This window comes from Methylotuvimicrobium sp. (genome assembly GCF_050611805.1).
Classification (GTDB): Bacteria; Pseudomonadota; Gammaproteobacteria; order Methylococcales; family Methylomonadaceae; genus Methylotuvimicrobium.
The window spans coordinates 1-23,787 of the sequence record NZ_JBNGHF010000024.1; the positions used below are offsets into that span (position 1 = coordinate 1).

Annotated in this window: 17 protein-coding genes; 7 read left to right on the forward strand and 10 right to left on the reverse strand. The window is 48.9% G+C overall.

The genetic code is table 11. From position 1 onward, the window contains the following. Positions 1–414: 414 nt before the first annotated feature. From ACRJJO_RS12775 to mpl, 3 genes are all read right to left on the reverse strand, one after another. Positions 415–882 carry a nucleoside deaminase gene (locus ACRJJO_RS12775; protein WP_431066106.1) on the reverse strand — a complete coding sequence of 156 codons (468 nt, stop codon included), beginning with the start codon at positions 880–882 and terminating at the stop codon, positions 415–417. Between the two features lie 131 nt (positions 883–1,013). Beyond that, complete coding sequence (locus ACRJJO_RS12780) at positions 1,014–5,099, reverse strand: hypothetical protein (RefSeq protein WP_431066107.1); 4,086 nt, start codon at positions 5,097–5,099, stop codon at positions 1,014–1,016. Between the two features lie 286 nt (positions 5,100–5,385). Beyond that, complete coding sequence (gene mpl / locus ACRJJO_RS12785) at positions 5,386–6,738, reverse strand: UDP-N-acetylmuramate:L-alanyl-gamma-D-glutamyl-meso-diaminopimelate ligase (protein ID WP_431066108.1); 1,353 nt, start codon at positions 6,736–6,738, stop codon at positions 5,386–5,388. A gap of 148 nt (positions 6,739–6,886) precedes the next feature. On the opposite strand from mpl, the gene ACRJJO_RS12790 reads away from it, so the two are divergent. After that, positions 6,887–7,981, forward strand: coding sequence for an alkene reductase (locus tag ACRJJO_RS12790; protein ID WP_431066160.1), 1,095 nt, complete (start codon positions 6,887–6,889; stop codon positions 7,979–7,981). Here ACRJJO_RS12790 and ACRJJO_RS12795 read toward each other — a convergent pair. Then, positions 7,970–8,173, reverse strand: a complete 204-nt coding sequence (locus tag ACRJJO_RS12795) for a hypothetical protein (RefSeq protein ID WP_431066109.1) — start codon at positions 8,171–8,173, stop codon at positions 7,970–7,972. The two genes, ACRJJO_RS12790 and ACRJJO_RS12795, sit on opposite strands and share 12 nt — an antisense overlap. A gap of 412 nt (positions 8,174–8,585) precedes the next feature. Between ACRJJO_RS12795 and ACRJJO_RS12800 the strand changes: the two genes are divergently transcribed. Continuing rightward, a complete protein-coding gene (locus ACRJJO_RS12800; RefSeq protein ID WP_431066110.1) occupies positions 8,586–10,166 on the forward strand; it encodes a methyl-accepting chemotaxis protein in 1,581 nt (526 codons plus the stop codon). A 364-nt stretch (positions 10,167–10,530) separates the two neighbouring features. Here the strand turns inward: ACRJJO_RS12800 and ACRJJO_RS12805 are convergent, their stop codons facing one another. Then, complete coding sequence (locus tag ACRJJO_RS12805; RefSeq protein WP_431066111.1) at positions 10,531–11,367, reverse strand: PEP-CTERM sorting domain-containing protein; 837 nt, start codon at positions 11,365–11,367, stop codon at positions 10,531–10,533. An 807-nt stretch (positions 11,368–12,174) separates the two neighbouring features. On the opposite strand from ACRJJO_RS12805, the gene ACRJJO_RS12810 reads away from it, so the two are divergent. Further along, a complete protein-coding gene (locus ACRJJO_RS12810; protein ID WP_431066112.1) occupies positions 12,175–14,568 on the forward strand; it encodes a Lon protease family protein in 2,394 nt (797 codons plus the stop codon). A 348-nt stretch (positions 14,569–14,916) separates the two neighbouring features. On the opposite strand, the gene ACRJJO_RS12815 is transcribed toward ACRJJO_RS12810, so the two are convergent. Together ACRJJO_RS12815 and ACRJJO_RS12820 are read right to left on the reverse strand one after the other, a co-directional pair. After that, the gene (locus tag ACRJJO_RS12815; protein WP_431066113.1) at positions 14,917–15,588 is read right to left on the reverse strand and encodes a hypothetical protein; all 672 of its coding nucleotides are present in this window, start codon (positions 15,586–15,588) and stop codon (positions 14,917–14,919) included. Between the two features lie 42 nt (positions 15,589–15,630). After that, positions 15,631–16,311, reverse strand: coding sequence for a hypothetical protein (locus tag ACRJJO_RS12820; RefSeq protein WP_431066114.1), 681 nt, complete (start codon positions 16,309–16,311; stop codon positions 15,631–15,633). A 337-nt stretch (positions 16,312–16,648) separates the two neighbouring features. Here ACRJJO_RS12820 and ACRJJO_RS12825 point away from each other — a divergent pair, with 337 nt between their 5' ends. Both ACRJJO_RS12825 and ACRJJO_RS12830 read left to right on the forward strand, forming a co-directional pair. Next, positions 16,649–17,965 (forward strand): sigma-54 interaction domain-containing protein, encoded by a 1,317-nt coding sequence (locus tag ACRJJO_RS12825; protein WP_431066115.1) that lies wholly within the window; start codon positions 16,649–16,651, stop codon positions 17,963–17,965. A gap of 13 nt (positions 17,966–17,978) precedes the next feature. Continuing rightward, positions 17,979–18,902, forward strand: a complete 924-nt coding sequence (locus ACRJJO_RS12830; protein ID WP_431066116.1) for an HDOD domain-containing protein — start codon at positions 17,979–17,981, stop codon at positions 18,900–18,902. 206 nt (positions 18,903–19,108) lie between these two features. Here the strand turns inward: ACRJJO_RS12830 and ACRJJO_RS12835 are convergent, their stop codons facing one another. From ACRJJO_RS12835 to ACRJJO_RS12845, 3 genes are read right to left on the reverse strand one after another with little or no spacing between them, the layout of a single operon-like run. Next, the gene (locus tag ACRJJO_RS12835; protein WP_431066117.1) at positions 19,109–19,639 is read right to left on the reverse strand and encodes a hypothetical protein; all 531 of its coding nucleotides are present in this window, start codon (positions 19,637–19,639) and stop codon (positions 19,109–19,111) included. A 13-nt stretch (positions 19,640–19,652) separates the two neighbouring features. Further along, positions 19,653–20,453, reverse strand: a complete 801-nt coding sequence (locus ACRJJO_RS12840; RefSeq protein WP_431066118.1) for a hypothetical protein — start codon at positions 20,451–20,453, stop codon at positions 19,653–19,655. A gap of 12 nt (positions 20,454–20,465) precedes the next feature. Next, the gene (locus ACRJJO_RS12845) at positions 20,466–20,936 is read right to left on the reverse strand and encodes a hypothetical protein (RefSeq protein WP_431066119.1); all 471 of its coding nucleotides are present in this window, start codon (positions 20,934–20,936) and stop codon (positions 20,466–20,468) included. Positions 20,937–21,150: 214 nt separating this feature from the next. Between ACRJJO_RS12845 and apbC the strand changes: the two genes are divergently transcribed. Together apbC and dcd are read left to right on the forward strand one after the other, a co-directional pair. After that, a complete protein-coding gene (apbC, locus tag ACRJJO_RS12850; protein WP_431066120.1) occupies positions 21,151–22,242 on the forward strand; it encodes an iron-sulfur cluster carrier protein ApbC in 1,092 nt (363 codons plus the stop codon). Positions 22,243–22,634: 392 nt separating this feature from the next. Then, positions 22,635–23,201 carry a dCTP deaminase gene (gene dcd / locus ACRJJO_RS12855; protein ID WP_431066121.1) on the forward strand — a complete coding sequence of 189 codons (567 nt, stop codon included), beginning with the start codon at positions 22,635–22,637 and terminating at the stop codon, positions 23,199–23,201. Positions 23,202–23,787: the final 586 nt, after the last annotated feature.

Here is a 23,787-nt window from a genome sequence, read left to right on the forward strand (position 1 = left end):
TACTTTGCTCAGGGCTTGCTCTTTAAATTCTTCACTATAACGGGTTTGCATTTTTACCTCTATAAAATTTTAGAGGCGACAACTAGCCTGACACAGGGGGTTGTCACTTAACACCCTCGGATATCTCACACCTAACGCTAGGTGATCCGCGTAGGGTACGCTGTGCGTACCATGGTAACCCCGCGATGTTCATGTGCCAACCGAACCGTCAGGGCACGACTTTGGTACGCGCAGCGTACCCTACAACTTGGGAAAGAGCGGGATGCGAGTTGGTCGTTTTTTCCTCGTTCCCATCGCTCCAGCGTGGGAATGCATACCGATCTTGCCTTGGCAGCTAAGGTATGGGTTTCCACGGATGAACGCGGAAATCAAAAAACTTTGTGGGAGCGATTCCCAAATCGCCCCTCACCCTATTCAATATTTTGCCTGTTGAAACATGCCGCGCGGTGCGTTGTCGAACAGCGCATTGCATTCGGCTTCCAACAGCCCGCCGACGACACGGCTTTTTCGAAACGGTGTTTTTGCGGCGACTTCTTCGGCGCGGATTTCGATCTGCCACCACCCCCGGCTTTGCAAATACGGAATCGACGTGCCGTAATAAACGGTACCAATTCCCGCCCATTCGATTGCGCTTTGGCACATCGGACACGGCTCGGCCGTCGTGTAAAGATCGAATTCGCTCCAGTCGCCCGCAGGATACGCCTCGGCACAGCGGTTAATCGCATCGATTTCGCCATGCCAAGTCGGATTCAGCGCCGACCGGTTATGGCCTTCGGCGAGAATCTCGCCGGTCGCACGCCGAACAATCACCGCCCCGAAAGGAAACTCGGGAACCAGCAAAGCCAGTTCGATCGCTCGGCGCATATAATCTTCATGAGTCATTTACATACCTCGTACACTTGCTATTCGTAGCGGTAAGCAACGCCTCCGGAACGTTTCGACCAGATTTCAAGTCAAGCTAAACATGCGGGACGGGTAGTATGTGTCACTATTCACTACTTCCTGCTTACTGTTCACCGTTCACTATTCTCCTCCCGATGCCCTGAATCCAACGGCGATTCCAGCTTGACGATATCTCTTTTCCATAGCCCGTTCGACGAGAAACAAGTCCAGCCCCATTTCAGCCAGTTCAATAATGCAACTGCAAGCCAGAGCGACCAGGCCAACATCAGCAGGCGGTAGACCATCAGCGGAACCGATACGACGGTTGCGGTCGGCAATAACTCGTCGCTTCTGTCCTGGTACCAATTCAGACGGTAGGCGCTCGATTGGTTACCGGTAATCTGCATGTCCGGCGAGCCTAGGAGCCCTTGTTCGACGGCCCAGAATAACAACATCAACGACAACAACGTCAAAAGCCCGAGACCGACTTGCGCGGCGTTGAAGGTCTTGGTCGATTGCGCGGGCCGTTCTTTGCGAAGCCCCAATGCGATCAGCCAGAGCACAACGATCAGTGCCGATAACACCGGTATTTGACTCAAGCCGATCAACAGCAACAGCCAGTGCCGGGTTTTCAGCGGCGTCAGCGTGACCTTGCCCAAGCCGAACGAGACGATCACGATCACGACCAGCACGCCCCAGATCAACACCGCCGGCCCGAAACGCGGCCCCATCGTCATCAGAACCCAACGGTCCTCACCTAATGTGAGATGTAGATTACTGTTGACGCTCGGCAAGGCCAGATCGACTTGCGGCGACTCGAGTACGCTCGACATCGGCACCGACTCCTGCCAGTTCAAGACGACTTGCTGTTTGCCCGGGTCGATCGGCAACACGACTTCGCGGTCTTTTTGACGAATCGGACGAGATTGACCGTTGATCGTGACTGCCTCCAATACGGCCTGTTCGGGGAGTCGGATCGTGTGCTGCACGGCGAGCGAGCTATCCAAAGCAAGCTCCAATTGCGCATTACGGCTGCGGCTTCCCGGAGTCAAATTCAAGCGGCTGCTCTCAATCGTCAGTGTTTGGCCTGGTGCAGGTTCGGGTCGGCTTACCGTCAACACGACCTGCTCACCGGGCCAAGGCCGCCATTCGGGCAACCAGTAGCCGCGCTTGTCTTGATGCATCATCGCGATGCCTGACGTTTCGATATGCCAAACCGGACTGACATCGGCGCGCCAGATTTCGATCCATTGATCGGTTGACGAGGCGGTCAATTCGATACGATCCGATTTTTTAAGCACCGACTCCCAGTGCATGACGTTTTGCGTTGCGCTCATATTGACCAAGGCGCTGCCCTTTTCGACACGCACTCCGCCGGTAATCACCGATTCTCCGTCAAGCAGCGGCACGGACAAGACGATTGAAGAGCCGGATGGCGAGACTCTGACGATACGGGTTTCGACTCGCCAATCCAAGCCCAATTGTAAAGTCCGTTCAATTCTGACGAACGGCGGCAAGATGCCCGGATCGAATGCGGCTTTTTCCGTTACGACTTCGGTTTGCGCTATTCGGGAAAACTGGAGTTGATCGTCGGTCAAGCCGTTTTCATGAACGCCAAAAACATGCCAATCGCTGACCGACAATTCGGCGCGCTTCGGTTTTAATGGTAACGGCACGGTAAATTTTGCTAGTGTCGGCGCCGCGCCTTTCATCACGACCCGGTGCAAGCCGGGGTCCAGTGCAAGCCATAAGCCGTTATTAAAGCTGTACAGCGCTTTTGCCGCTTCGCCGTCTATGCTGACCGTGTTCGGATACCAATGCTCGAAGTGTCCAGGCAACGGCACCGCGACGCTGTCCTGTGCGTGTACTTCCAAATCGATCGTCAATTCCTTGTCGGAAATCGTGAGTTGCATCAACGAAATGCCGGCGCAATTCGGTACGCAATCAGGCGCTTTCTGCAGTCGGTTTTTCAATTCGTCGAGCAAGACAGGGTCGGGGAACGCCGCTTGTACCGGTGAACTTGGCATTATTAAAAACGGCAGACCCAGTATGATCAACAAACTTGCTGTAGAACGATTGAATTTGAAGCGTTTCGGCAAGCGTTCGAGCATCGCGATCGCCAAGAGCGCAATCAAGCCGACTCTCAGAAAATTCAGCAGCATTGTCACGAACGGCGACAGATACCATAAGCTGATTTGCTGGTCAGGGGCTACCGAACCGTTCCAGCTCAAATTGATTTTTTGCCATTGCCATTGCGGCAAACCGGGGCCGGTTTGGATTTTTGCATTCGGATCGGTGCGTTCGGACAGCCGCTTTTGCTGTGCGGCCGAAGGCACGGCTTGCGCGACGATGCCGGCGGCACTTCGTGCCTTTTTACGCACCGCATCCAGCGACGGCGCTTCCATCATCATCAATTCATCCGCCGTTTCGGGCATTGCGCCGGCAACGGGACGCTCGTAACGAGGGCCTTGAATCGGTTGCCACGGCTTTTCCAATTGCGGATAGAGTCCGATGCGGACCTGATCGACCATGAACGGTATCGCAATCAACACCAATACGGCCCAGGCAGCATTGCGGTAAGCGCCGACTACGCTTCGGAACTTGCCTTCCGGCAAGACTTTCAATAAGGCCGCCGTCGCCAGGATATTGAGCCATACCCATTGCGGCGCTCCGGGTTCATGCCAGATCAATACCAAGGTCAGCAAAGTCAGCCCGCCATGATAGACATTCCAAAGCCGTAGTGCTGCGAGTGAGGCGATCAGCACTAAAAACAAATCGAGTAAAGTCCAATGCGACAACCATGAATCCGGCACATTATCGACACCGCCGGCGGCAAGTAAGCGCCAGCCGGGCGGCAGATTCAATTCTGCACGAACTTGATGAAAGGATTGCGCCCAGCCGACTGCGTTCAAGCTTCCTCGCGAGCCGGAGATTCGGCTATCGGCATCCAATCGAATCGCGCCTTTTCTGACTTCGACGCCTCGGCTTTGTCCGTCGGGCGCGCGCGTGATCAATTGATTCGTGCCGTCCAGGCTAACGCGCCCGAGTTCGATGCCGGGCAGTGCGTCGAGTCGCCATCCTTGCGATAGGGTTCCGGTGATTTTATCGTTAACGGTATATCCTTTGCCGTCGAAATCGAGCCATAGAGTTCGGGTCAAATTCAGGTTGTTCGGTTCGCCGTCCGGGTCTCCCCGGCGAATCGTTTTCAAAACCAGACTCTCACCTGGTTGAATCGCGTATGCAGGAAAGCGTTTCCAGTTTTCGGGTAAATTGGTTTGTGTCGGGTCGATCGCGGCGGGGCGTTCAACTTCGACGACACGTAACGACGGCCGCGCATCGAAGACCCAGAGTTCGGATTTCGGCCAGTCTTTCGACTGATCGGATAGCGGTTCGGAAAAAGGTATCGTGTTGAGAGCCTCGGTGCTGCGAGCCATGATTTCAAGCCGCCAACGTCCGGGTCGGACTTGTACCAATAACTGCCCGTCCGGTTCCAATCGGGCAGGCAGAGGACTATCGATGCGTAGCGGCAGAAAGCCTTCCAGCATCGGATAAGCCAGCTTCACTTCGCGCTGTTCGCCCGACACATTCAAATCCAATCTTGTCAGGACTTGCATCGGTATCTCGTCGATCAGTTGCCGGAATACCTGAAGCTCCAAGCTATTGCGTTTATCAGGTTTTACAGGGCGGTCGTCGGTTCGGGTAAGCCACAATTGGCCTTGTTTCAGGTTGGGTCGGTCGATGATTTGGCCGTTGATGCTTAGGGTGATGAGACCTGTGTCCTGCGGGACAGTCAAGTTTTCGGGCAATTTATCCCAAGCAAAAGCGCCTTCGATCGTGTAAGTGCCGGGTTCGAGAAAAACGCTTGGACGTCCCTTTTTTTCCGTAACCAATAGCGGCTTACCGTTAGCCGTTACATTGAGCGGCCATTGCTTGTCATGGCCGGGCAAATTGACCCAACTTTCCCGGTATGCTTGCCAAACTATCGTAAAGCGGCCCTCGGTGCGGCTTAGCGCTAAGTTTAATCGCGACGGCCAAGCGCAACGCTTTTGTTCGAAGCTGTTGAAGAGAAACGGACAGCCTCGCTCGGTATCGTCGTGTAGGACCCAGTCGACCCAGGGCTTGAGTGGTTCGGGAATGTGTACCGGTTTGAGCGGCTCGGCCCAACAGGGGAAGGCAAGCCATAATATAGGCAATAGTAAACACCGAACTCTGAGCATGATATGAACTCCTGTCGATAAGGGGCGAAGAAAGCAATTGCTAAAGTATGCGTTTTGTCTCGTAAGGTACGCACTCAATGCCATTAAGTTAAGGGAAACCCGTCATTCCGCCATGGACTGGCGGAATCCAGTGCCATGGATGGCAAGCTTTTGAGGCACAGTAGAGCCTGAAGCCAGCACTACCCATTCTGTGACGACTTAACTTAATGGTGGTGAGGATACGCACTGCGTAGCTTTTGCAAAGCTTTGATATTCGGAGCCGCAAAAAAGGTGCGCGTTGCGCTCCCTATCTCAACTCTTGCTGTAAGCGCGTATAAATGCCGCCGAAACTGCCGTTGCTCATCAATACGAAGTGTCCGCCGTAACGGGCTTCCAATTTGAGCTTGGCGATGATGTCGTCGAGAGTTTTACAGATTTCGATATTGCCGGCGTAATTTTTTAGACCGCTTAAGTCCCAGCCTAGGTTTTCAGGCTGGAATAGAATGGCTTGATCGGCTTCAACCAGCGATTTAGCTAGCGAATCGGTATGAATGCCCATGCGCATCGTATTCGAGCGAGGCTCGACGATCGCGATGATGCGTTCGGAACCGACTTGTTTGCGCAATCCTTCCAGGGTCGTCTTGATCGCGGTCGGATGATGGGCAAAGTCATCGTAAATCGTTATGCCGTCGATTTTGGCCAAGACTTCCATGCGTCGCTTGACATTCTTGAACCCGCCTAATGCCGCGATCGCATCCTTAGGGGTAATGCCGATATGACGTGCCGCCGCGATGGCTGAAAGCGCATTGCCGACATTGTGGTTGCCGGTCAGATTCCAAAGCACCTCGCCTTGCTCCGTTCCATCATAACTAACCTTAAATCGAGTACCGTCTGGATTGATCAATTCGGCATTCCAGGCCGACCGGCCTTCGATCGAAGTCTTTTCGACCGGCGTCCAACAACCCATCTCTAACACATCAGCTATATTCTCATCGGCTTTGGGGGCGATCACGAGGCCTTCGCCAGGCACGGTTCTGAGCAAATGGTGAAATTGTTTTTTGATCGCATTGAGGTCCGGAAAAATGTCGGCGTGATCGTATTCGAGATTGTTCAGGATCGCGGTTCTCGGCCGATAATGCACGAATTTCGAGCGCTTGTCGAAAAATGCGCAGTCGTATTCGTCGGCTTCGATCACGAAGAACGACGATTCGCCAAGCCGGGCCGATATGCCGAAGTTAAGAGGAATGCCGCCGATCAGAAAGCCCGGTTTGAAGCCTTGATATTCCAGTATCCAGCTCAACATACTGGTTGTCGTCGTTTTGCCGTGCGTGCCGGCGACGCCGAGCACCCAGCGCTCGGCCAAGACGTGTTCGGCGAGCCATTGCGGGCCGGAAACGTATTTCAAACCGCGATTCAAGACTGCTTCGACTTCCGGATTACCGCGAGACAGCGCATTGCCGATCACGACCAGGTCGGGTTTGCAATCGAGATTTTCCGGCCGGTAACCACTCATTAATTCGATGCCTTGCTGTTCGAGCTGAGTACTCATCGGCGGATAGACATTCTGATCGGAACCTGTGACTTTATAGCCCATCTCGCGCGCGATCAGCGCCAGTCCACCCATGAAGGTTCCGCAAATGCCCAGTATGTGTATATGCAAAGTCTTATCCTTTTACGAAAACAATATAATGTCCGGTACAATCATAGCCGTAGCGATTCTTTTTGCAAAACTCAATTTTCCGATTCAATGGGATCACTGGAGCGTTGACTTCACCCAGAATTCTCGTAACACTTCAAGAGCAGAAAAAATGACTTCCGAAGATATTTTATTTACCCCCGTAAAAATAGGCAGATATACGCTGAGAAACCGCATCATTATGGCGCCGCTGACCCGAAGCCGCGCGCAGCAACCCGGAGATATTCCCTGGCAGTTGAATGCGGACTATTACCGGCAGCGTGCCGGCGCCGGATTGATTATCTCGGAAGCCACGCATATTTCGCCCCAAGGTAAGGGCTATGCCTTCACTCCGGGTATTTATAGCCCCGCGCAGATCGACGGCTGGCGCAAAATAACCGATGCGGTGCATGACGAAGGCGGGTTGATTTTTTTGCAACTTTGGCATGTCGGCCGCGTTTCGCATCCCGACCTGCAGCCGGGCCATGCTTTGCCGGTCGCCCCTTCGGCTATCGGTATCGAAGGCATGGCATTTACCGAGACAGGTTTAAAACCCTTTGTGACGCCTAGAGCGTTGGAGTTGTCGGAAATACCGGGCATTATCGACCAATACCGCATCGCGGCCGAGAATGCGTTGATTGCCGGTTTCGACGGCGTTGAGATCCATGCCGCGAACGGTTATTTGCTGGATCAATTTCTGAGGGACGGTTCCAATCATCGAACCGATGCTTACGGCGGTAATATCGACAATAGAATGCGCCTATTGCTTGAAGTTACCGCAGTGGTCATCGATGCCGTCGGCGCCGATCGTACCGGTTTGCGTTTGTCGCCGACTAATGCCTTCAACAGCATGAGCGACAGCGATCCGCAAAAACACTTCAATTATGCGGCCGAGCAATTGAACCGCTTCGATTTGGCCTATTTGCATATCGTCGAACGCATGGTTCCGATCGAGGAAGATACCACCGAATTCGATTTTGCCGCTTTGCGACAGCATTTCAACGGGCCTTATATCGCGAACGGCGGCTATGACGCGGAAAGTTCACGAAACAGTATTGCCCGAAATTTATGCGACACGGTTGCTTTCGGCAAGCTTTACATCGCCAATCCTGACTTGACCGAACGTTTTCGCCTGAATGCGCCGCTCAATACGCCCGATCCCGATACCTTTTACGGCGGCGATGGAAAAGGCTACACTGACTACCCTGCCTTAGCTTCAGTCGACTAAGGCGACTTCATGCTCATCCAGTTCCGAGTAAGACCAAGATGATTTTTCGCTCTTATCCTCCTCGGAACCGTTTTTCTCACCGGATAAGGTGCTCAAATACTCCGAGCTCAAGTCCGGATAAAAACTTATGCATACTTCATCTAATTCTTTACCCAAAAATTGCGATATGCCGGTCGACTCGTTAACTATCATGTTTTTTGCTCTCATCTCAATTCAGCCCACATGATAAGTGCGGAGTTTTACATTTATGTGACAACGTTGAAACAAATAATCGGGTTTAGATGTATTTATGAAATAATATTACGACTTTTGTCATGAAAACGGACAGGGCTCCAAGTTTATTTGGATCATGCATTGATAGCCGAAGAAGCCTTATACCTCGCAACGGCCTCGTTATAATCGTAGATTAAAATTCGGCACCGGGGACCCGTTAAAGGCCGCTGTGGATACATCCATGCTGGCATAGAGCCTTTGCCGAGCACTCCGGAGCCTCCTTAGGCACTGCCGAAATTTGAAGTGAGAAAGGTATAGCTGAACATGGCAAATACACCGAGTTAATTCGCTTATTCTCAGCGAATCCCGTGATCCCCAATATGGTCGAACCATGAGAAAAAACCTTCCCGTTACACAAAACGAAATCATCTATCCCAGTACCGCTACGATTACTTCGGCAACCGATCCTAAAGGAAAGATCACTTATATTAACCAGGATTTCTTAAAAATAAGCGGTTTCAATGAGCAAGAATTGCTTGGACAGCCTCATAACATCGTTCGCCATCCGGAAATGCCGGAAGCCGCGTTTGCAGACTTATGGAATAGTATTCAGAAAGGCAAGCCGTGGATGGGTATCGTCAAGAATCGCTGTAAAAATGGCGATTATTATTGGGTCGACGCCTTTGTAACGCCTCGCTTCGACAAGGGAAAAGTCATCGGATTCGAATCGGTTCGGGTAAAGCCCGAGCCCGATACAGTTGAACAGGCAAAGAAAACTTACCCGAAACTAGCCTCGGGGAAAAGTATCAACAACTTGCTTAACCGCATGAAATTGGGATCTAAATTATTGATCGGATTCTCGTTGCTACAAACGCTAATTTTTGCCGGCCTATTTATCTTTGGTATTATCGAATTTACCCCTGCCACGACCACCTTGGTGATATCCCTGTTATTTTCGTTCGGCTTGATATCGGCGCTGTTACGCCCGCTAAACGATGCCGCATTAGAAGCGCGATCGGTTATCGATAATCCGGTCATGCAGCACATTTACACCAACGACGGCGCCGAACCCGGACAGCTGTTACTCGCTATTAAACTTCTTAAAGCTAAATCGAGGACTATCGTACGCCGTTTGATACAAGCGACCGAGACGCTTACGCAACAAGCCCAAGCCACCGAACGGGAAATCGAACAAGTCAGCGAAGCCATGAAACACCAATTGCAAGAAACCGAGCAAGTGGCGACGGCAATGCATCAAATGACCGCGACGATCAATGAAGTTGCGCAAAGCGCTAGCAATGCTGCCAAGGCTGCAACCGACGCCGACCAAATATCTCAGCAAACGATGCAACGGGTCGGAGAGACGGTCAAATTAATCGGCGCCTTGTCTTCCGAGGTCGACAGCGCCGAATCGGTCATTTTAAATCTTGCTCAATACAGTAAAGATATCGGCGGCGTATTAGAGGTCATTCAAGGCATCGCCGAACAAACCAACTTGCTGGCGCTCAATGCCGCAATCGAGGCCGCCCGAGCCGGAGATCAAGGCCGCGGTTTCGCTGTCGTTGCCGATGAAGTCAGAACTTTGGCCGGACGCACGCAAAAGTCGACAGAAGAAATCAATAAAATGATTGAGGTTTTACAACAAGGCGCAAAAAATGCCGTCGATGAAATGACCAAGGTACGAATCAAAGCAGCCGATGGCGTCGAACACGGAGAAAATTCGGCCAGATTATTGACCGAAACCACGCAATCGGTCAGCACGATTAGCGATATGATTTTACAAATCGCCAGTGCAGCCGAGGAGCAACACATCGTTTCAGAAGAAATCGCTCGAAACATCGAAGCCATCGATCGCTTGTCGAAAGAGACATCCGATCACGCAACGATAGCCAGTCAAGCCGGGCGCAATCTTTCGAAACTCAGTAAGGATCTCGATCTAATGGTCGAGCAGTTCGATGACAGTCAACGCTGAAAAAGAGGGGGAAGAAAAGAGCTCGTCGAATACAAATAAAAATTTGCAAACCTGAAATCAGAGGTGCCGATATCTAAGCCGTCACTTTTCTAATTATACCCAACGTAGATCAAAATTCGACACCGGGGCGCCTGTCAAAGGCCCAGCACCTAAATTATCCAAGACAATTAACCTGGCCAATGGGCTATGGAATTTAGGAGCTGGGAGAATACATCCACGCAGGCTCTATGCTGGTCCCTCACCTAGTGTTAGGAGAGGGATCGAGCATCCCGATGCCTCCTTAGCCGCTGTCGAAATTTGAAGTACGAAAGGTATATTTCATTCACCGAAAGCGCATTAGGATTTCTTTTTTTTTAGTCAGGTATCACACCAATTCAAACGCCAAGCCTTGCATTTGGATATTTTTCCTAAGGCGTGCCCAAGCTGTACCAATCAACCCTAGCAGAAGCAATGAAACGACTTCAGGTTCCGGAACGCTGGGCGGATCGACGATGATCGAATCGTTCGCGCACATTTGAGTCCAATGGACATTGAAGCTTTCGCCTCCCCAGCCAGCCGCTCTCAATAGATCAAGCCCAAGTGCAACTTCATAAAAATAATGTTTATCGCTTGCCCATTCGCCATAACCGGTTTTAGGCCCGCTGATTGCCATAACAGACTGGCCAAGCAATATTCCATCGATAATCGAAGTCGGGTGATCCGACTTTTTATAACCAGGCAAGGTGTCATCTTCCCATAAACCGTAAGCCCACTCGGTTACTCCATAGACGCCTCCCGCGATGCCGAAAGTATCCCATGATGGTTTGACGTTGATGCCCAACTCATAAACTCCGTTGAGGCCGAAGTCTAAAGCAAAGTCGCCGGCGCCGAAACTGTTAGCTGACGGGTTTTGAGCGGTTTCGGGATTGTGTCCGGTTGCAAGAGCAATAAAGAGGTGTGTATCGGTTAAGTGAGCGTATAGGGCCTCTGCATCGTATGCTTGTCCTCCGTAACCGGCACCAAGACGTACACCTAGGCCGCCGGTTTGGTCTTGAATCGTGTAATGCACACCAGTGTTAGGAAGCCAATCGCTGGCCTGCTCTGTTTGTTGAATTCCCCAGTCCGATAAATCGCCGTCGACAGTAATGTTGATCATGTCGGCCTGAGCATTGAATTGGCAAGATGCAAGAATAAGCAAGGCTGCTTTTGTGTTCAATTTCATAAGGATTCTCCAGATAAATTAATTCGTTAAATCCTCTGGAGCATATTTGATGCCAATTTGTAAAAAGGTTGATATTGGGGCTTAATCGGCGACACTGAAGCGCCAACACTGACAATTTTGTCATTCCGACTGCCAGGTTAGTCAACTCTTATATGGCAATCTAATGTGCTTTGATCCTTGCTTCTGCTAAAAAAGGTTGTTTTTTTCTGTGGTTACCTATCAATTCTTATCATCGCCTCGACAAAGGTATTCTCAATGACGCTTCGATCAATGCAATTGTGGTCGCGAGTGAATTTGGACGGTATTTCCGGAGAACATTTCGATTAGGTGCTGATTCCAAAAAATTGTCATTTATTTTTTACCATGAAGAGCATGGAGGACTTGAAGAGACAGCGTTTTCAATTTAAGTGAGTTACTAACCATTAACTTAAAAATAGCAGTTGAGAGTCTCAAACTACCGTTCGCCCTGAGCCAGTCGAAGGGTGAACGGTAGTTTGAGGCTTCACCAAGCCGGTGAAAGTGTTGAAGACCGTTCATGCCAACTGCTCCTTATTAGGATTAACAGCCTATGTCATCATTATTGCTGCTAGAGCGCAGGCTTTTCCTGCACTCCAGTCACGCCATCGTTTTGATATTTTTTAGTCATTATCTTCATGCCCCTCATGGTAATAAAAAAACAATCTATAAACATTGTGCTGCATCAGCACACTCTCGACTAAAGCACGGGTTCTTTTCTAATAAGTACTGGAATTTAAAGAGTGAAATGTATAATGCACGGTTTAATACTTCAGAACTAATTACTGCATCATGCCTCATTACCAACCGCTTCCGCCGGAAGCCTTGAAATTAACCATCAATCCGGAAGACCTGGATATCCCCCTGGCAACAGCAAGCGAACAAACCTCAATTTTAGGTCAAGCCCGTGCCCGAGCAGCATTGGAATTCGGCGTCGCGATGCAAAATCCCGGCTACAACATTTATGTTATGGGCGAACCGGGCACCGGGCGCCTGTCAATGATTACCCAACAGCTTGAACAATCGGCTCCAAATCAACCGACGCCGCCAAGTTATGCTTATGTCGATAATTTCGATAATTCGCGCGAACCGGTCTCGATTGAATTGCCTGCAGGATACGGGCAGAAATTCTGCGCCGATATCGATGAATTGATTGACAATTTGCTGGCTACTTTTCCTGCCGTTTTTGAAAGTCCGACCTATCAGCAAAAAAAGGCCGCGATTGAACGCGCCTTTAATCAACGCTACAACATGGCGATTAATCAAGTCGAGAAAAAAGCGGAATCCTTGAATGTCGCGCTCTACCGCGAGAGTGAAACGATCACTTTCGTGCCCGTTAAGGACGACAAGTTATTGGAAGACGAGCAATTCATACAATTGCCGCAAGCCGAGCGCGAAGCGTTTCACCGTCATACCGAGGAGCTCGAAAACTATCTAGGAGATGTCTTGCTGGAGCTGCCGCAATGGCGGCGTTCACTGGTCGAACAACTCAAGCAATTGGACGATGCGACGATTAATCAAGCCATCGAACCGCTCTTCGAGGCGTTGATCGAAGACTATCAAAACGTCGACGATGCCATCACTTATTTGGATGAAATCAAAAAAAACCTGAGCCAAACCATCGTCGACGTATTGGCTGCTAATCCGGGACTTGATAGCCGCGATCAGATCAGTAAGCGCCTATTGCTGAAAGAGCAGTACGCTCCTAACGTCTTGGTCGATTATAAAACCGAATGCGGCGCGCCGGTCGTTTACGAGCCGCATCCGATTTATCCGAATTTATTCGGGCGCATCGAATATATCAGCGATCAAGGCACCCTGGTCACCAACTACCGACGAATCTGCCCGGGCGCGCTACATCACGCAAATGGCGGTTATTTGATACTCGACGCCGAAAAATTGCTCACTTATCCTTTTGTCTGGGAAGGTTTAAAGCGCGCGCTGAAGTCCGGTCGTATCGAAATCGAGTCGCCGTATTCGGAGCTCGGCATCAATACAATGACGCTAAAGCCGGAAGTTATCCCGCTCAATATCAAAGTGGTTTTGGTCGGCTCGCGGGATATTTATTACTTATTGCATGAACTGGACGACGAATTTAACGAAATGTTCAGAGTGCTGGCCGATTTCGATCACCGCATTTTGCTGAATCCGGATTCGATGCAAAATTTTGCGCAACTGATGATGAGACATGCGCGCGACACTGGTTCCAAAACATTGACTTCGGCCGCGATTGCCCGCCTCATCGAGCATAGCTGCAGGCTTTCCGAAAACCAGCACCGTTTATCGGCGCACATTAACGATTCCCTCGAAATCATCGGCGAAGCTAACCTCTTGTGCGCGCGTAGAGCCGCAGAATACATCGACCAAGCCCATATCGAACAGGCCCTTTTCGCGCGTGAACAACGCAACGGTAGGTTGTCCGAGGAAATTCTTGAGGAAATGCTCGACGGTACGATTTTGATCGATACTGATGGCACCGCAATCGGCAAGGCAAACGGCTTGACTGTTCTGGAAATCGGCGGCAGCGGTTTCGGCGCGCCGGCGCGGATCACCGCGACGGTTTACCCCGGCTCCCGAGGCATCGTCGATATCGAACGCGAAGCCGAACTCGGTCAAGCCCTTCATTCGAAAGGCGTGATGATATTGACCGGCTATCTCGGGCATTGTTACGCACAACAATTTCCGTTTGCCATTTCCGCCAGTATCGCAGTCGAACAATCCTACGGTTATATCGATGGCGATAGCGCATCCCTGGCCGAATTATGTTGTTTGATATCGGCGCTGACACGAACGCCAATCAAGCAAGGTTTTGCCGTGACCGGATCGATAAATCAATACGGCGAAGTCCAAGCCATCGGCGGTGTCAATGAAAAAATCGAAGGCTTTTTTAGGCTATGCAAAGCGCGCGGCTTAACCGGTCAGCAAGGCGTGATTATTCCTGTGGCGAATAAACGTAATCTCATGCTGATGAAGGATGTTATCGATGCGGTTGAAGCGGGACAATTTGCCGTCTATGCGGTCTCGACCGTCGATGAAGCACTGGAACTATTAACCGGCCAAGAAGCCGGTGCCATGGATTCGGAAGGCAACTATCCGGAAAACAGTATTAACTTCAAGGCCATTTCGAGACTTAAGGAAATCTCCGATATGGCGCATGAGGAAGATAAAGAAGAGGGGCCGGAATAGTAAATTAGGAGGGTTCGATTGCACTCGTTAACCGCGCCCTCCACTCCTTCCGATAATTATACTCATCATAGATGAAAATTCGGCCTCGGGGTGCCCGTCAAAGGACGCCGTAAACCCAGCACCTAAATTCCATAGGTCTTTGGCAATGATTCAAAATCATGGCTTATTTAGGTGCTGGGTAAATACGTCCGTGTAGGCTCTATGCCAGCTCCATGCTGGAAAAGCCTTTGCGAGCGACATGGATGGCGTGAATGTCGATTCTGCAGGAGCAAAAATCGACCTAGCACCCCGAGGTCTCTTCCGGCACTGCCGAAATTTGAAGTGCGAAAGGTATAGACGCTTTTTCTATTAGACAATCGTATTCCTACGTACAACGGCAAAGCCAATTAAAGCCAAACTCATCAGAAAAATAGAAGGCGGCAAAGGAACCGGCGCGGCAACTGCCGATAGTTTAAATTGGCCGTCCCACGCAGAGGGACCGGTTAATTTCATTTCTAATGAAGAAACCTGATCGAACAGCGACGCATCGCTGAAAGAGGAAAAATCGAAAAGATATTCGCCGACGCCATCAATATTGAAAGCGGAATTCGAGGTTCCATTTACTATCATTTCGACGGTTATCATTTTGTCGTCTAGCTTCACAACATCTAATTTCAGGGCATTGGCAAATTGGTTGAAATCAACCGTACCGAAATTATCCCACAGAATCGATGCCGTACCAGCGGAGCCAAGGCTGTTTGTAATACCTAAAATACTCCCGGACCCGATGACTTGAATAACCACAAAATTAACTGCACCGACTCCGGCTTCCGCACTCAAGGTTCTCCTGATTCCGGTTAATTCGCTGGAAGTATCGGAAAGGAAAGTCGTTGAGGCTGTTATTCCCGGACTCCCTAAATCCATAACTTGTTGAGAATCGGAGAAGTTATCGATTATGGATACCGCTTGGACGGTTAATGGTAAAATCGAAAGCGTAAAAAATACCATCAAACTTGGAAAAATTAACCGCTTCGTATTCATCATTTCACCTTAATTAAGTTCAAGGGGGTTAAAATTTGGATACTACAATTCAGTTCTGTTTTTTTTTACTAAACCAAAAACAATCAATGCAAAGCTCAACAAAATAAACAAATCTGGCTCAGGCACCGTTGAAGGATTTTGTGCGCCGACTAATTTAACCTGTCCGTCCCATGCTGCAGGGCCTCTTAAATTCAAGCGTATCGATGTGACTTCATTAAAAACACTCGGAACGCTGAAATCGTTAAAGTTAACGTAATTATTACCGGGCCCGGCAAAGTTTTGAAGCGGTGAAGAAGATATCCCGTTTACCACAAAGTCGATATCTACATCATGATCGATGGCCAGAATATCTAATAGAAAAGCGTTGATACCTAGAGAAATAAAATCAACAGAATCGAACCCATCCCATAATACGGAAGCGATTCCGTCCGACGTTACACTATTGGTAATTTGTAATAGTCCGCCAACGGCTTGAACCGCCTGAAATGTATTTGAACCAGCACCCGATTGTGAAAATAGCGTTCTTTCGGCATTGCTTAAATGGGTTGATCCCGGGGTATTAAGCTGTAAAGGTCCGCTGTTTATTGAGTCACCATTAAAAGACCAAGCGTCTTGATCTTGGTTAAAATTATCAATGACAAATAAAGCGGCTTGAGTTTGGAGCGGCAAAGCTATCAAAAGTATGGCAAAGACTGAATGTTGCAAAGTTAATTTTGCGTTCATTGTTGATCCTATAATTCAAGTAAGTTTCAAATAAGTAACTGCTGTTTAGGCAAAAGCATTTTTCAAGCCAACTCTCTTAAGCCCCTATTTTTGCTTACTGCGTCAATGAATAAAACCACGCCAATGCCTTCTGAGTGCCGAACCGCCTCATACGGTAACCAACAATTCTTTTTCGATTAAATCCGAAATCCTTTTATTAATGAACGAATCAGTTAGAATGCTTTCCGGACCTGACAACAATGTCATGTTGACTGCCAGGGCTGACACGTCACTGAACCGAAATACCGACAAGTGGCGCTGAAAGTTGGTTTTCGGATATAACTTGCTGATTGGAACTATGCAAACAAACTCGTTCACGTTGAATTCGCTGCTTGAAACCCACGACCTTCCTTTTATTATTGTTAATGCAGCTCAACAAGTCGTCGCCGTTAATCGCGCTTGGGAAAATCATTTCGGGCAGGCCAGAGAAAGTATTTTGGGTAATGCATGCTGCAATAATCCGGTCGATTGTCGGCATCGACGTTTTTTTCAAACGCTTGAACCATATGCCGGTTTATTCAACGAAACCGTGGACGAACGCGAGTATTTATTGAAAGTTCGGGGCTATCCTTTGCTCGATACCGACGGCACGCTTTATCTAGGTGAGTCGGTACTTACCGCCGGCGCGTCGGAATCCTTGGATAAAAACCCGAAGATGGTTGGCACGTCTTCTGCTTTCATAAATCTGAAAACTAAATTGCAAAAGGCCGCTCAATCTAATGTACCGGTTATGTTAAACGGCGAAACCGGAACAGGCAAAGAGCTAGCCGCCGAATTTATTCATCGGAAATCGCAAAATGCCGAGGGAGAATTTGTCATCGTCGATTGCACGGTACTCGGAGAAGACTTGTTCGAAAGCGAACTGTTCGGCCATGAAAAGGGCTCCTTTACCGGGGCGGCATCCGCCAAAAAAGGATTGTTCGAGCTGGCGGACAAAGGTACTTTGTTTCTCGATGAGGTCGGCGAATTGCCGGTCTCTTTGCAACCTAAGTTATTAAGAGCATTAGAAAGCGGCCAATTTAGGCGGGTAGGCGGTACCTCATCGTTGACATCGACGGTTCGAGTCGTGACGGCCACGCACAGAAACCTTGGAGAAATGGTGAGAAACGGACTGTTCCGGGAAGATTTGTTTTACCGGTTGTCGGTTTTTCCGTTGGAAATACCTGCTTTAAGAGACCGGATAGAGGATATGCCGGCACTGGTGGGATATTTTCTTAAGTCGTTCGGGCAGCGCGACCACTGTGTTTATAGTATGACCAAAGCAGCTATGCAAAAATTAATGCAGCACAAATGGCCCGGCAATATACGCGAGCTGAAAAATTGTTTACAGCTGGCTACGTGCCTTTGCACTAACCACAATATCGATGTACTGGACATTTCCATCATGCGGCGTCAAGGCGCTACGTTAAAACCCGGTATGATAGAAAGACGCGGCCAAGGAGCGGTAATTAAGGACACCGGGGCATCAAACATAAACCCTTTGGATATGATCGAGGCCGAATTTATTCGGTCCTTAATCAAAAAATATCAAGGCAACCGTAAGCTGATTGCTTCCGAAATGAATATCAGCGAAAGAACCTTATACCGCAAATTAAATCGCCTCAATATCAATTAATATAGAGTTGACAATGGAATCATCACTGAGTAGTTGGACTATCAACACTATCGATCCAGGCTTGGATAATTTTTCGCATCCGGTCGACTTGCGTGAAGAAATCAATCGCATCAAGGTTCTTCCACCCTTGCCGGGTATAGCTCGGCAAATTATTGAATTGGCGTCGGATCCGTTAGCGGATGCAAAAAAATTGGCGGCGATCATCGAAATGGACCCGATTCTGAGTTCACAGGTGATTCGCTGGGCCGGTTCGGCCCTTTACGGCTACCGTGGCAAGATCGTATCGATACAAGAGTCGATAACGCGTGTATTAGGCTATGATTTTGTGATGAATTTGGCTCTGGGCCTTAGCGCGTTATCGCCGCTTAAAGCACCGAAAATCGGTAAGGTCGGCACTCGAATGTTGTGGATTCAAGCCATTGCCGGTTCCCGCTTGACATTGACACTCGGCGAAATGATGCCGGTCGAAGAAAGACCGGACCGTCAAACGTTGTTTTTAGCCTCGTTGCTGCACAACATCGGCTTTCCATTGCTCGGACACGAGTTTCCGGAAGAGTTTGCTTATTTATCGAGAATCATCGATGCGAATGCCACACTAAGCGTTTACAACATCGAGCGGTTTGCCTTCGGCGTCGACCATACTTTGCTAGGTACTTGGCTCATGCGCAGTTGGTCGATGCCGAAACCGATTGTCGATGTCGTTTATCATCACCATAACCCTCATTACCGCGGCGACAATTACCGGCTTAATTTATTGGTGTATTTAAGCGATTGTTTATTGGGAACCTTAGGTATCGGTGACGGGCAAAATCAAAATTACGGCGAAGAGGAATTCGCCGTATTGAATTTGAATTCGGATGCGGTTCATCAAAAACTCGCCGAACTCAGCGCTTCGCTTGACGATATTGCCGCAATGGCCGACCAATTGACTAGCTAATGAGGATGCAAAAATTTTGGCGAATACATCATTAAAAAATTTATTCACCATGAAGGACATGAAGGCAATGAAGAAAAAGACTATAAATGCAATAGACTAATTGTTCATGTCACTTCATGCGTTTCATGGTTATTTCGTAAGATTGAATACTTTCACAGTCTTTAATTCATGGGGCTGGTTTATACAACTCGCCCCGAACGTATTGCTCACTTACACTCAGGCGGCTCCGGGGCTTTCGGCGTTTCCCCGAACACGCTCCAACTCTTACTTTCTCTAACGTCGAAACGGTAAGGGGCTTCGCGGGCTTGAAGGTAAGCGGGCGTATATAAACCTTCTTGTATACTGAATTCGTCAAACACGGCTTCGCAAAGCATTGTCAGCATTAACTCGTCGGCTTGCAATTCGGTGAGTTTCGACTGCGTTTCGATTTTCGCGCAAACTATCCCGTCCGCGATAGTTTCGTTTTGGCCGGCAACCCGGTCTCGGCCGGGCTCGCCTCGGTAAATAATTCCCGACTCGGTTTCATCGAAGCTCAGTCGGCGGGTGCTGCATTCGGTCATCAAGATGACCGGACCGGCTTTTGCGGCGCCGATCAACCGGTCGGTTTTCGACCAATACAGTAGGGCTTTACGCGGATCGCCGTCGGAATTCAATGCATCCAGTTCTGCGGTATACATTGAAACCGTACAGCCGTTGAGCAGGACTAATAGATAAATCGAAGTTAACAAATTTTTCATGGTTTTGTCCCGCTTAGTTAGTGACTAAATCGAACAAGCCATCGCCGACCATCGGGTTTTCCCAATACGCCACATGTGCCATGAGCCAGGCTTTACCGGTATCGACCGGCCGATCGCGGATGACCCAGCCTAGGTCCGGCGATTCGGTACGGTATTTTTCGGCGATCTCGAATCCGTTTAAGGTTTGACCGAACAATTTTCCGGATACGACCGGATCGGTTCGATCCCAATAGTTGAGCCAGCGGAACATCTTGGTTCCCTCGCCAAGAGATTGGATTTTCTGACGCTTTTTCTTGAACATCGACAAACCTATCGGCGAACCGAGCGTGATTAAACCTTGTACCGGCCAGGTTCGGCGCGAATTTCTGTCGAAATAGTGTTTATCCTTGATCAACTCGTTGATCACATCAAAGGCATAGATCGAACCTAAACTGTGAGCGACTACATAACAAGGACAGCCTTCGGTAAAAATTTCGAGAATCTTATTCTTGAAGCCTTGCCTGATTTGCGCGGCGGTGCTGGTGTCGAGCCTCGCGGTGACGACATCGCCGATGAGATCGAGGGCACTGCCGGCCAAAACTTCGCCTATCGGATTGGCGGCAATGAGTTTGATTAATTTCTGATATTTGCTTTGCGCTTGATTGTTTAAATTTTCATAACGATAAAGATCAGTCTTGAATTGGAGCGGCATATTGCCTAGACGACTCTTTAGTAGCTGTTCGATGAGTTGATCTTGAATTAAATCGTTATCGTCGCCGGTCTGAACGCCATGAATGATCAAAACGATCCGCGGTTTTTTCGGGTCTACGGCCATGGAAGCTCTCCTTTAAAGTGTTGCGATACAGCGTTTTTCCACGGTATCGGTAAAAAATAAAAACCGATTTTTTTGTTTTAACCGGATTTCGAGTCGACCGGAATGCTTAGTTGCCTGCAACACGGACTCGGAACCGGTAACAAAGCTATCGCGAAATTGTTGTTCCACGATTAGGCTGCCGTTTTGTATTTCGACCCTGGTAAAAGTATCGGGAGCGGCATCGAAATAAATGCCGTCGCCCAATGTGCCAACTGCGGTATATTCTCCGCTAATCGTAAAATATTCCCGGCCCGGAATTGTGAAATCAATTTTTATGCGACATGTTCGACCAAATTCGGCCGGCGTATCGACATAAGTCCCATCAAAGCCCTGCGATTTCCCGTTTAATTGAAAAAAGTCACGTAAAGCAGTATAGGCCTTTTGTTTCAAGTTCTCGTTAGAATAAGCCGTCATCGTCAACACCGCTAAGACAAAAATAGACATTCGTTTGACCATTTCAACAACCTGGAAAATGAGCGATATGACATCAAGATATTAAAAAATAGTTCGCTAAAGCAATTTTCGCAAGCTTTGGGATAACGACCGCTAAGTTTTGAAAAAGCTTGTTCAGTGGTCAATAATGGTTTCAGATTGTACAATACTAATCCTTAGTATTTTAGTTGGTTATTAATTCAACACTTCTTTACCCGGAGCATTCATGGCACAAATTACCCAAGCAGACATCGAAAATCGATTGAAAACGATTATCGATCCCAATGTTGAAACCGATTTAATTTCGGCTAAATCGGTTAAATCGATCCACATTGACGGCGCTGATGTCTCGATTAAACTGGAATTAGGCTACCCGGCCAAAAAACATCTCGACGAGTTTAAGTTAGCGGTTTTGGAGCATTTGAAGACACTGGAAGGCATCGGTACTGTGACGATCGATATTGCTATCAATATTTTGTCTCATGCGGTTCAGCAAGGATTGAAGCCGCTGCCGGGCATCAAAAACATCATCGCGGTCGCCTCCGGTAAAGGCGGCGTTGGTAAATCGACAACGGCAGTTAATTTGGCCTTGGCCTTGGCGGCCGAAGGCGCAAAGGTCGGTATTTTGGATGCCGATATCTATGGTCCGAGCATTCCGATGATGCTTGGACAATCCGGCTTTCCGGAAAGCGAAGACGGCAAAACCATGCTGCCGAAGATGTCGTTCGGTTTACAAACCAATTCGATCGGCTATCTGGTCGACACCAGTCAGCCGATGATCTGGCGCGGCCCTATGGTAACCGGCGCGTTACAGCAACTGCTCAAGGAAACGCGTTGGACCGATCTCGATTATTTAATAGTGGATCTTCCGCCCGGCACAGGCGACATTCAATTGACACTATCGCAGCAAATCCCGGTCAGCGGCGCGGTCATCGTTACGACACCGCAAGATATCGCCCTACTCGATGCGCAGCGAGGCTTAGCGATGTTCGAAAAAGTCAACGTACCGGTGTTGGGCATCGTCGAAAATATGAGCATGCATATTTGCAGCCAATGCGGTCATGAAGAAGCGATTTTCGGTAGCGGTGGCGGCGCGGCGATGGCCGAAAAAAACCAAGTGCCGTTGTTGGGTGCATTACCGTTAGATAAAGACATCAGGCTAAACGCCGACTCGGGCCGCCCGACGGTCGTCGCCGACCCTGACGGTCGCTCGGCTGAGATATACCGTGAAATCGCGCGAAAAATGGCCGCAAAACTGGCCTTGAAAGCAAAAGACTTCAGCAGTAAATTTCCAAATATTGTGATTCAGAATACCTAAATTTGTGCGGACGGACTTTGTAAACGAGATATTGAAAAAGGCTAAGGGACGGGCATGAAATTAAGTTAGGCAGTTTAAACATGAAGTTCATGAAGTATTTTATTTTATAAGATTACCTAGACATTCTCGCTACCTCTTGGATGAAAGAAAATTCTATACAAACGAATGACAAGCCCAGCTTTATACATTTTTCGGTTTTTAGGTCATGGGTACTTCATTTGTTAAGGCTTGGCAAGTTATTGAATTAACTTCTTATTCTTCATGTTCTTCATGGCGAAATGCTTTTTCTAGGATAACTTATAAAATGCACGTTCCTTAAATCCTTATTGTTTTATAATGGCCTGCTTGTATGGTAATACAGCCGGATTTCAATTAATTAGGACAAAAGTTCAATGAGCATCAAATCGGATAAGTGGATACGCCGGATGGCGGAACAACAAGGCATGATCGAACCGTTCGCCGCAACGCAGGTTAGGGAGACGGAAAAAGGCCGAGTGATTTCGTATGGCACTTCGAGTTACGGATACGATGTGCGTTGCTCGGACGAATTTAAAATTTTCACGAATATTAATTCGGCAATCGTCGATCCAAAGGATTTTAGTGAAGCGAGTTTCGTTGACGTTAAATCCGATGTCTGCATCATTCCACCGAATTCGTTTGCGTTGGCGCGCACTGTCGAATTCTTTCGCATTCCGCGCGATGTGCTGACGATCTGCCTTGGCAAATCGACTTATGCGCGCTGCGGTATTATCGTCAACGTCACGCCGCTTGAGCCGGAATGGGAAGGTCATGTAACCTTGGAGTTTTCAAATACCACACCGTTGCCGGCCAAAATCTACGCAAATGAAGGTGTCGCGCAAATGCTGTTTTTAGGCGGAGACGAAGTCTGCGAAACATCTTATGCGGACCGAGGCGGTAAATATCAAGGCCAAGTCGGCGTGACATTACCGAAAGCCTAGCGGCGCTGGACATTCGGCTTAAGCATGGGCTGTCCTGATTAGCAAGATGCTTCAACTTACCGAAGCCAAGTGTCCGAGCAGGGGCCAGTCGTAGTCGCAAAAACTAAAATATGCTGTTACCCAAGCTCCAGCTTGGGTAACCTGTTCAGGAAGCTCTAGCTTCCCGAAAATCAAGAAAGATTGAACGAGCGAGTCGGGGTTGATTGAGAATGTGCGGTGGTTGTGTCGGTCCCAGGAAGCTCTTGCCCTGAGCCCTTCGGCTGCGCTCAGGAGAGCCTTGTCGAAGGGGGAGCTTCCGAGGTGTCTTTCCCTAGCTGGAGCTCTCATCGTTATACACAAGTATCGGTAAACTTGCTAAACAGAGGTTATCGTATACTTGGAAACGGTGCTGCTTGATAAATCTGCGGATTTTGAACATCAGTGGCTTTCCCTCACCTAACGCTAGGTGAGGGAAAGTAGAGAACGTTGGGCGACAAAAAATGGTATCGAGGGCTCATTAGCTAAGATTGCAAAACGGTAATTTTTGACTTATGTATAACGATGAGGGCTGGAGCTTGGGAAAAAGCGTGATGTGGGTTGGCCGTTT

What these genes read in the sequence shown, in the direction of transcription:
- ACRJJO_RS12775 (WP_431066106.1), bottom strand. Translation starts at nt 882, where the DNA reads ATGACTCATGAAGATTATATGCGCCGAGCGATCGAACTGGCTTTGCTG.
- ACRJJO_RS12780 (WP_431066107.1), bottom strand. Translation starts at nt 5,099, where the DNA reads ATGCTCAGAGTTCGGTGTTTACTATTGCCTATATTATGGCTTGCCTTC.
- ACRJJO_RS12790 (WP_431066160.1), top strand. Translation starts at nt 6,887, where the DNA reads ATGACTTCCGAAGATATTTTATTTACCCCCGTAAAAATAGGCAGATAT.
- ACRJJO_RS12795 (WP_431066109.1), bottom strand. Translation starts at nt 8,173, where the DNA reads ATGATAGTTAACGAGTCGACCGGCATATCGCAATTTTTGGGTAAAGAA.
- ACRJJO_RS12800 (WP_431066110.1), top strand. Translation starts at nt 8,586, where the DNA reads ATGAGAAAAAACCTTCCCGTTACACAAAACGAAATCATCTATCCCAGT.
- ACRJJO_RS12805 (WP_431066111.1), bottom strand. Translation starts at nt 11,367, where the DNA reads ATGAAATTGAACACAAAAGCAGCCTTGCTTATTCTTGCATCTTGCCAA.
- ACRJJO_RS12810 (WP_431066112.1), top strand. Translation starts at nt 12,175, where the DNA reads ATGCCTCATTACCAACCGCTTCCGCCGGAAGCCTTGAAATTAACCATC.
- ACRJJO_RS12815 (WP_431066113.1), bottom strand. Translation starts at nt 15,588, where the DNA reads ATGAATACGAAGCGGTTAATTTTTCCAAGTTTGATGGTATTTTTTACG.
- ACRJJO_RS12820 (WP_431066114.1), bottom strand. Translation starts at nt 16,311, where the DNA reads ATGAACGCAAAATTAACTTTGCAACATTCAGTCTTTGCCATACTTTTG.
- ACRJJO_RS12825 (WP_431066115.1), top strand. Translation starts at nt 16,649, where the DNA reads ATGCAAACAAACTCGTTCACGTTGAATTCGCTGCTTGAAACCCACGAC.
- ACRJJO_RS12830 (WP_431066116.1), top strand. Translation starts at nt 17,979, where the DNA reads ATGGAATCATCACTGAGTAGTTGGACTATCAACACTATCGATCCAGGC.
- ACRJJO_RS12835 (WP_431066117.1), bottom strand. Translation starts at nt 19,639, where the DNA reads ATGAAAAATTTGTTAACTTCGATTTATCTATTAGTCCTGCTCAACGGC.
- ACRJJO_RS12840 (WP_431066118.1), bottom strand. Translation starts at nt 20,453, where the DNA reads ATGGCCGTAGACCCGAAAAAACCGCGGATCGTTTTGATCATTCATGGC.
- ACRJJO_RS12845 (WP_431066119.1), bottom strand. Translation starts at nt 20,936, where the DNA reads ATGTCTATTTTTGTCTTAGCGGTGTTGACGATGACGGCTTATTCTAAC.
- apbC (WP_431066120.1), top strand. Translation starts at nt 21,151, where the DNA reads ATGGCACAAATTACCCAAGCAGACATCGAAAATCGATTGAAAACGATT.
- dcd (WP_431066121.1), top strand. Translation starts at nt 22,635, where the DNA reads ATGAGCATCAAATCGGATAAGTGGATACGCCGGATGGCGGAACAACAA.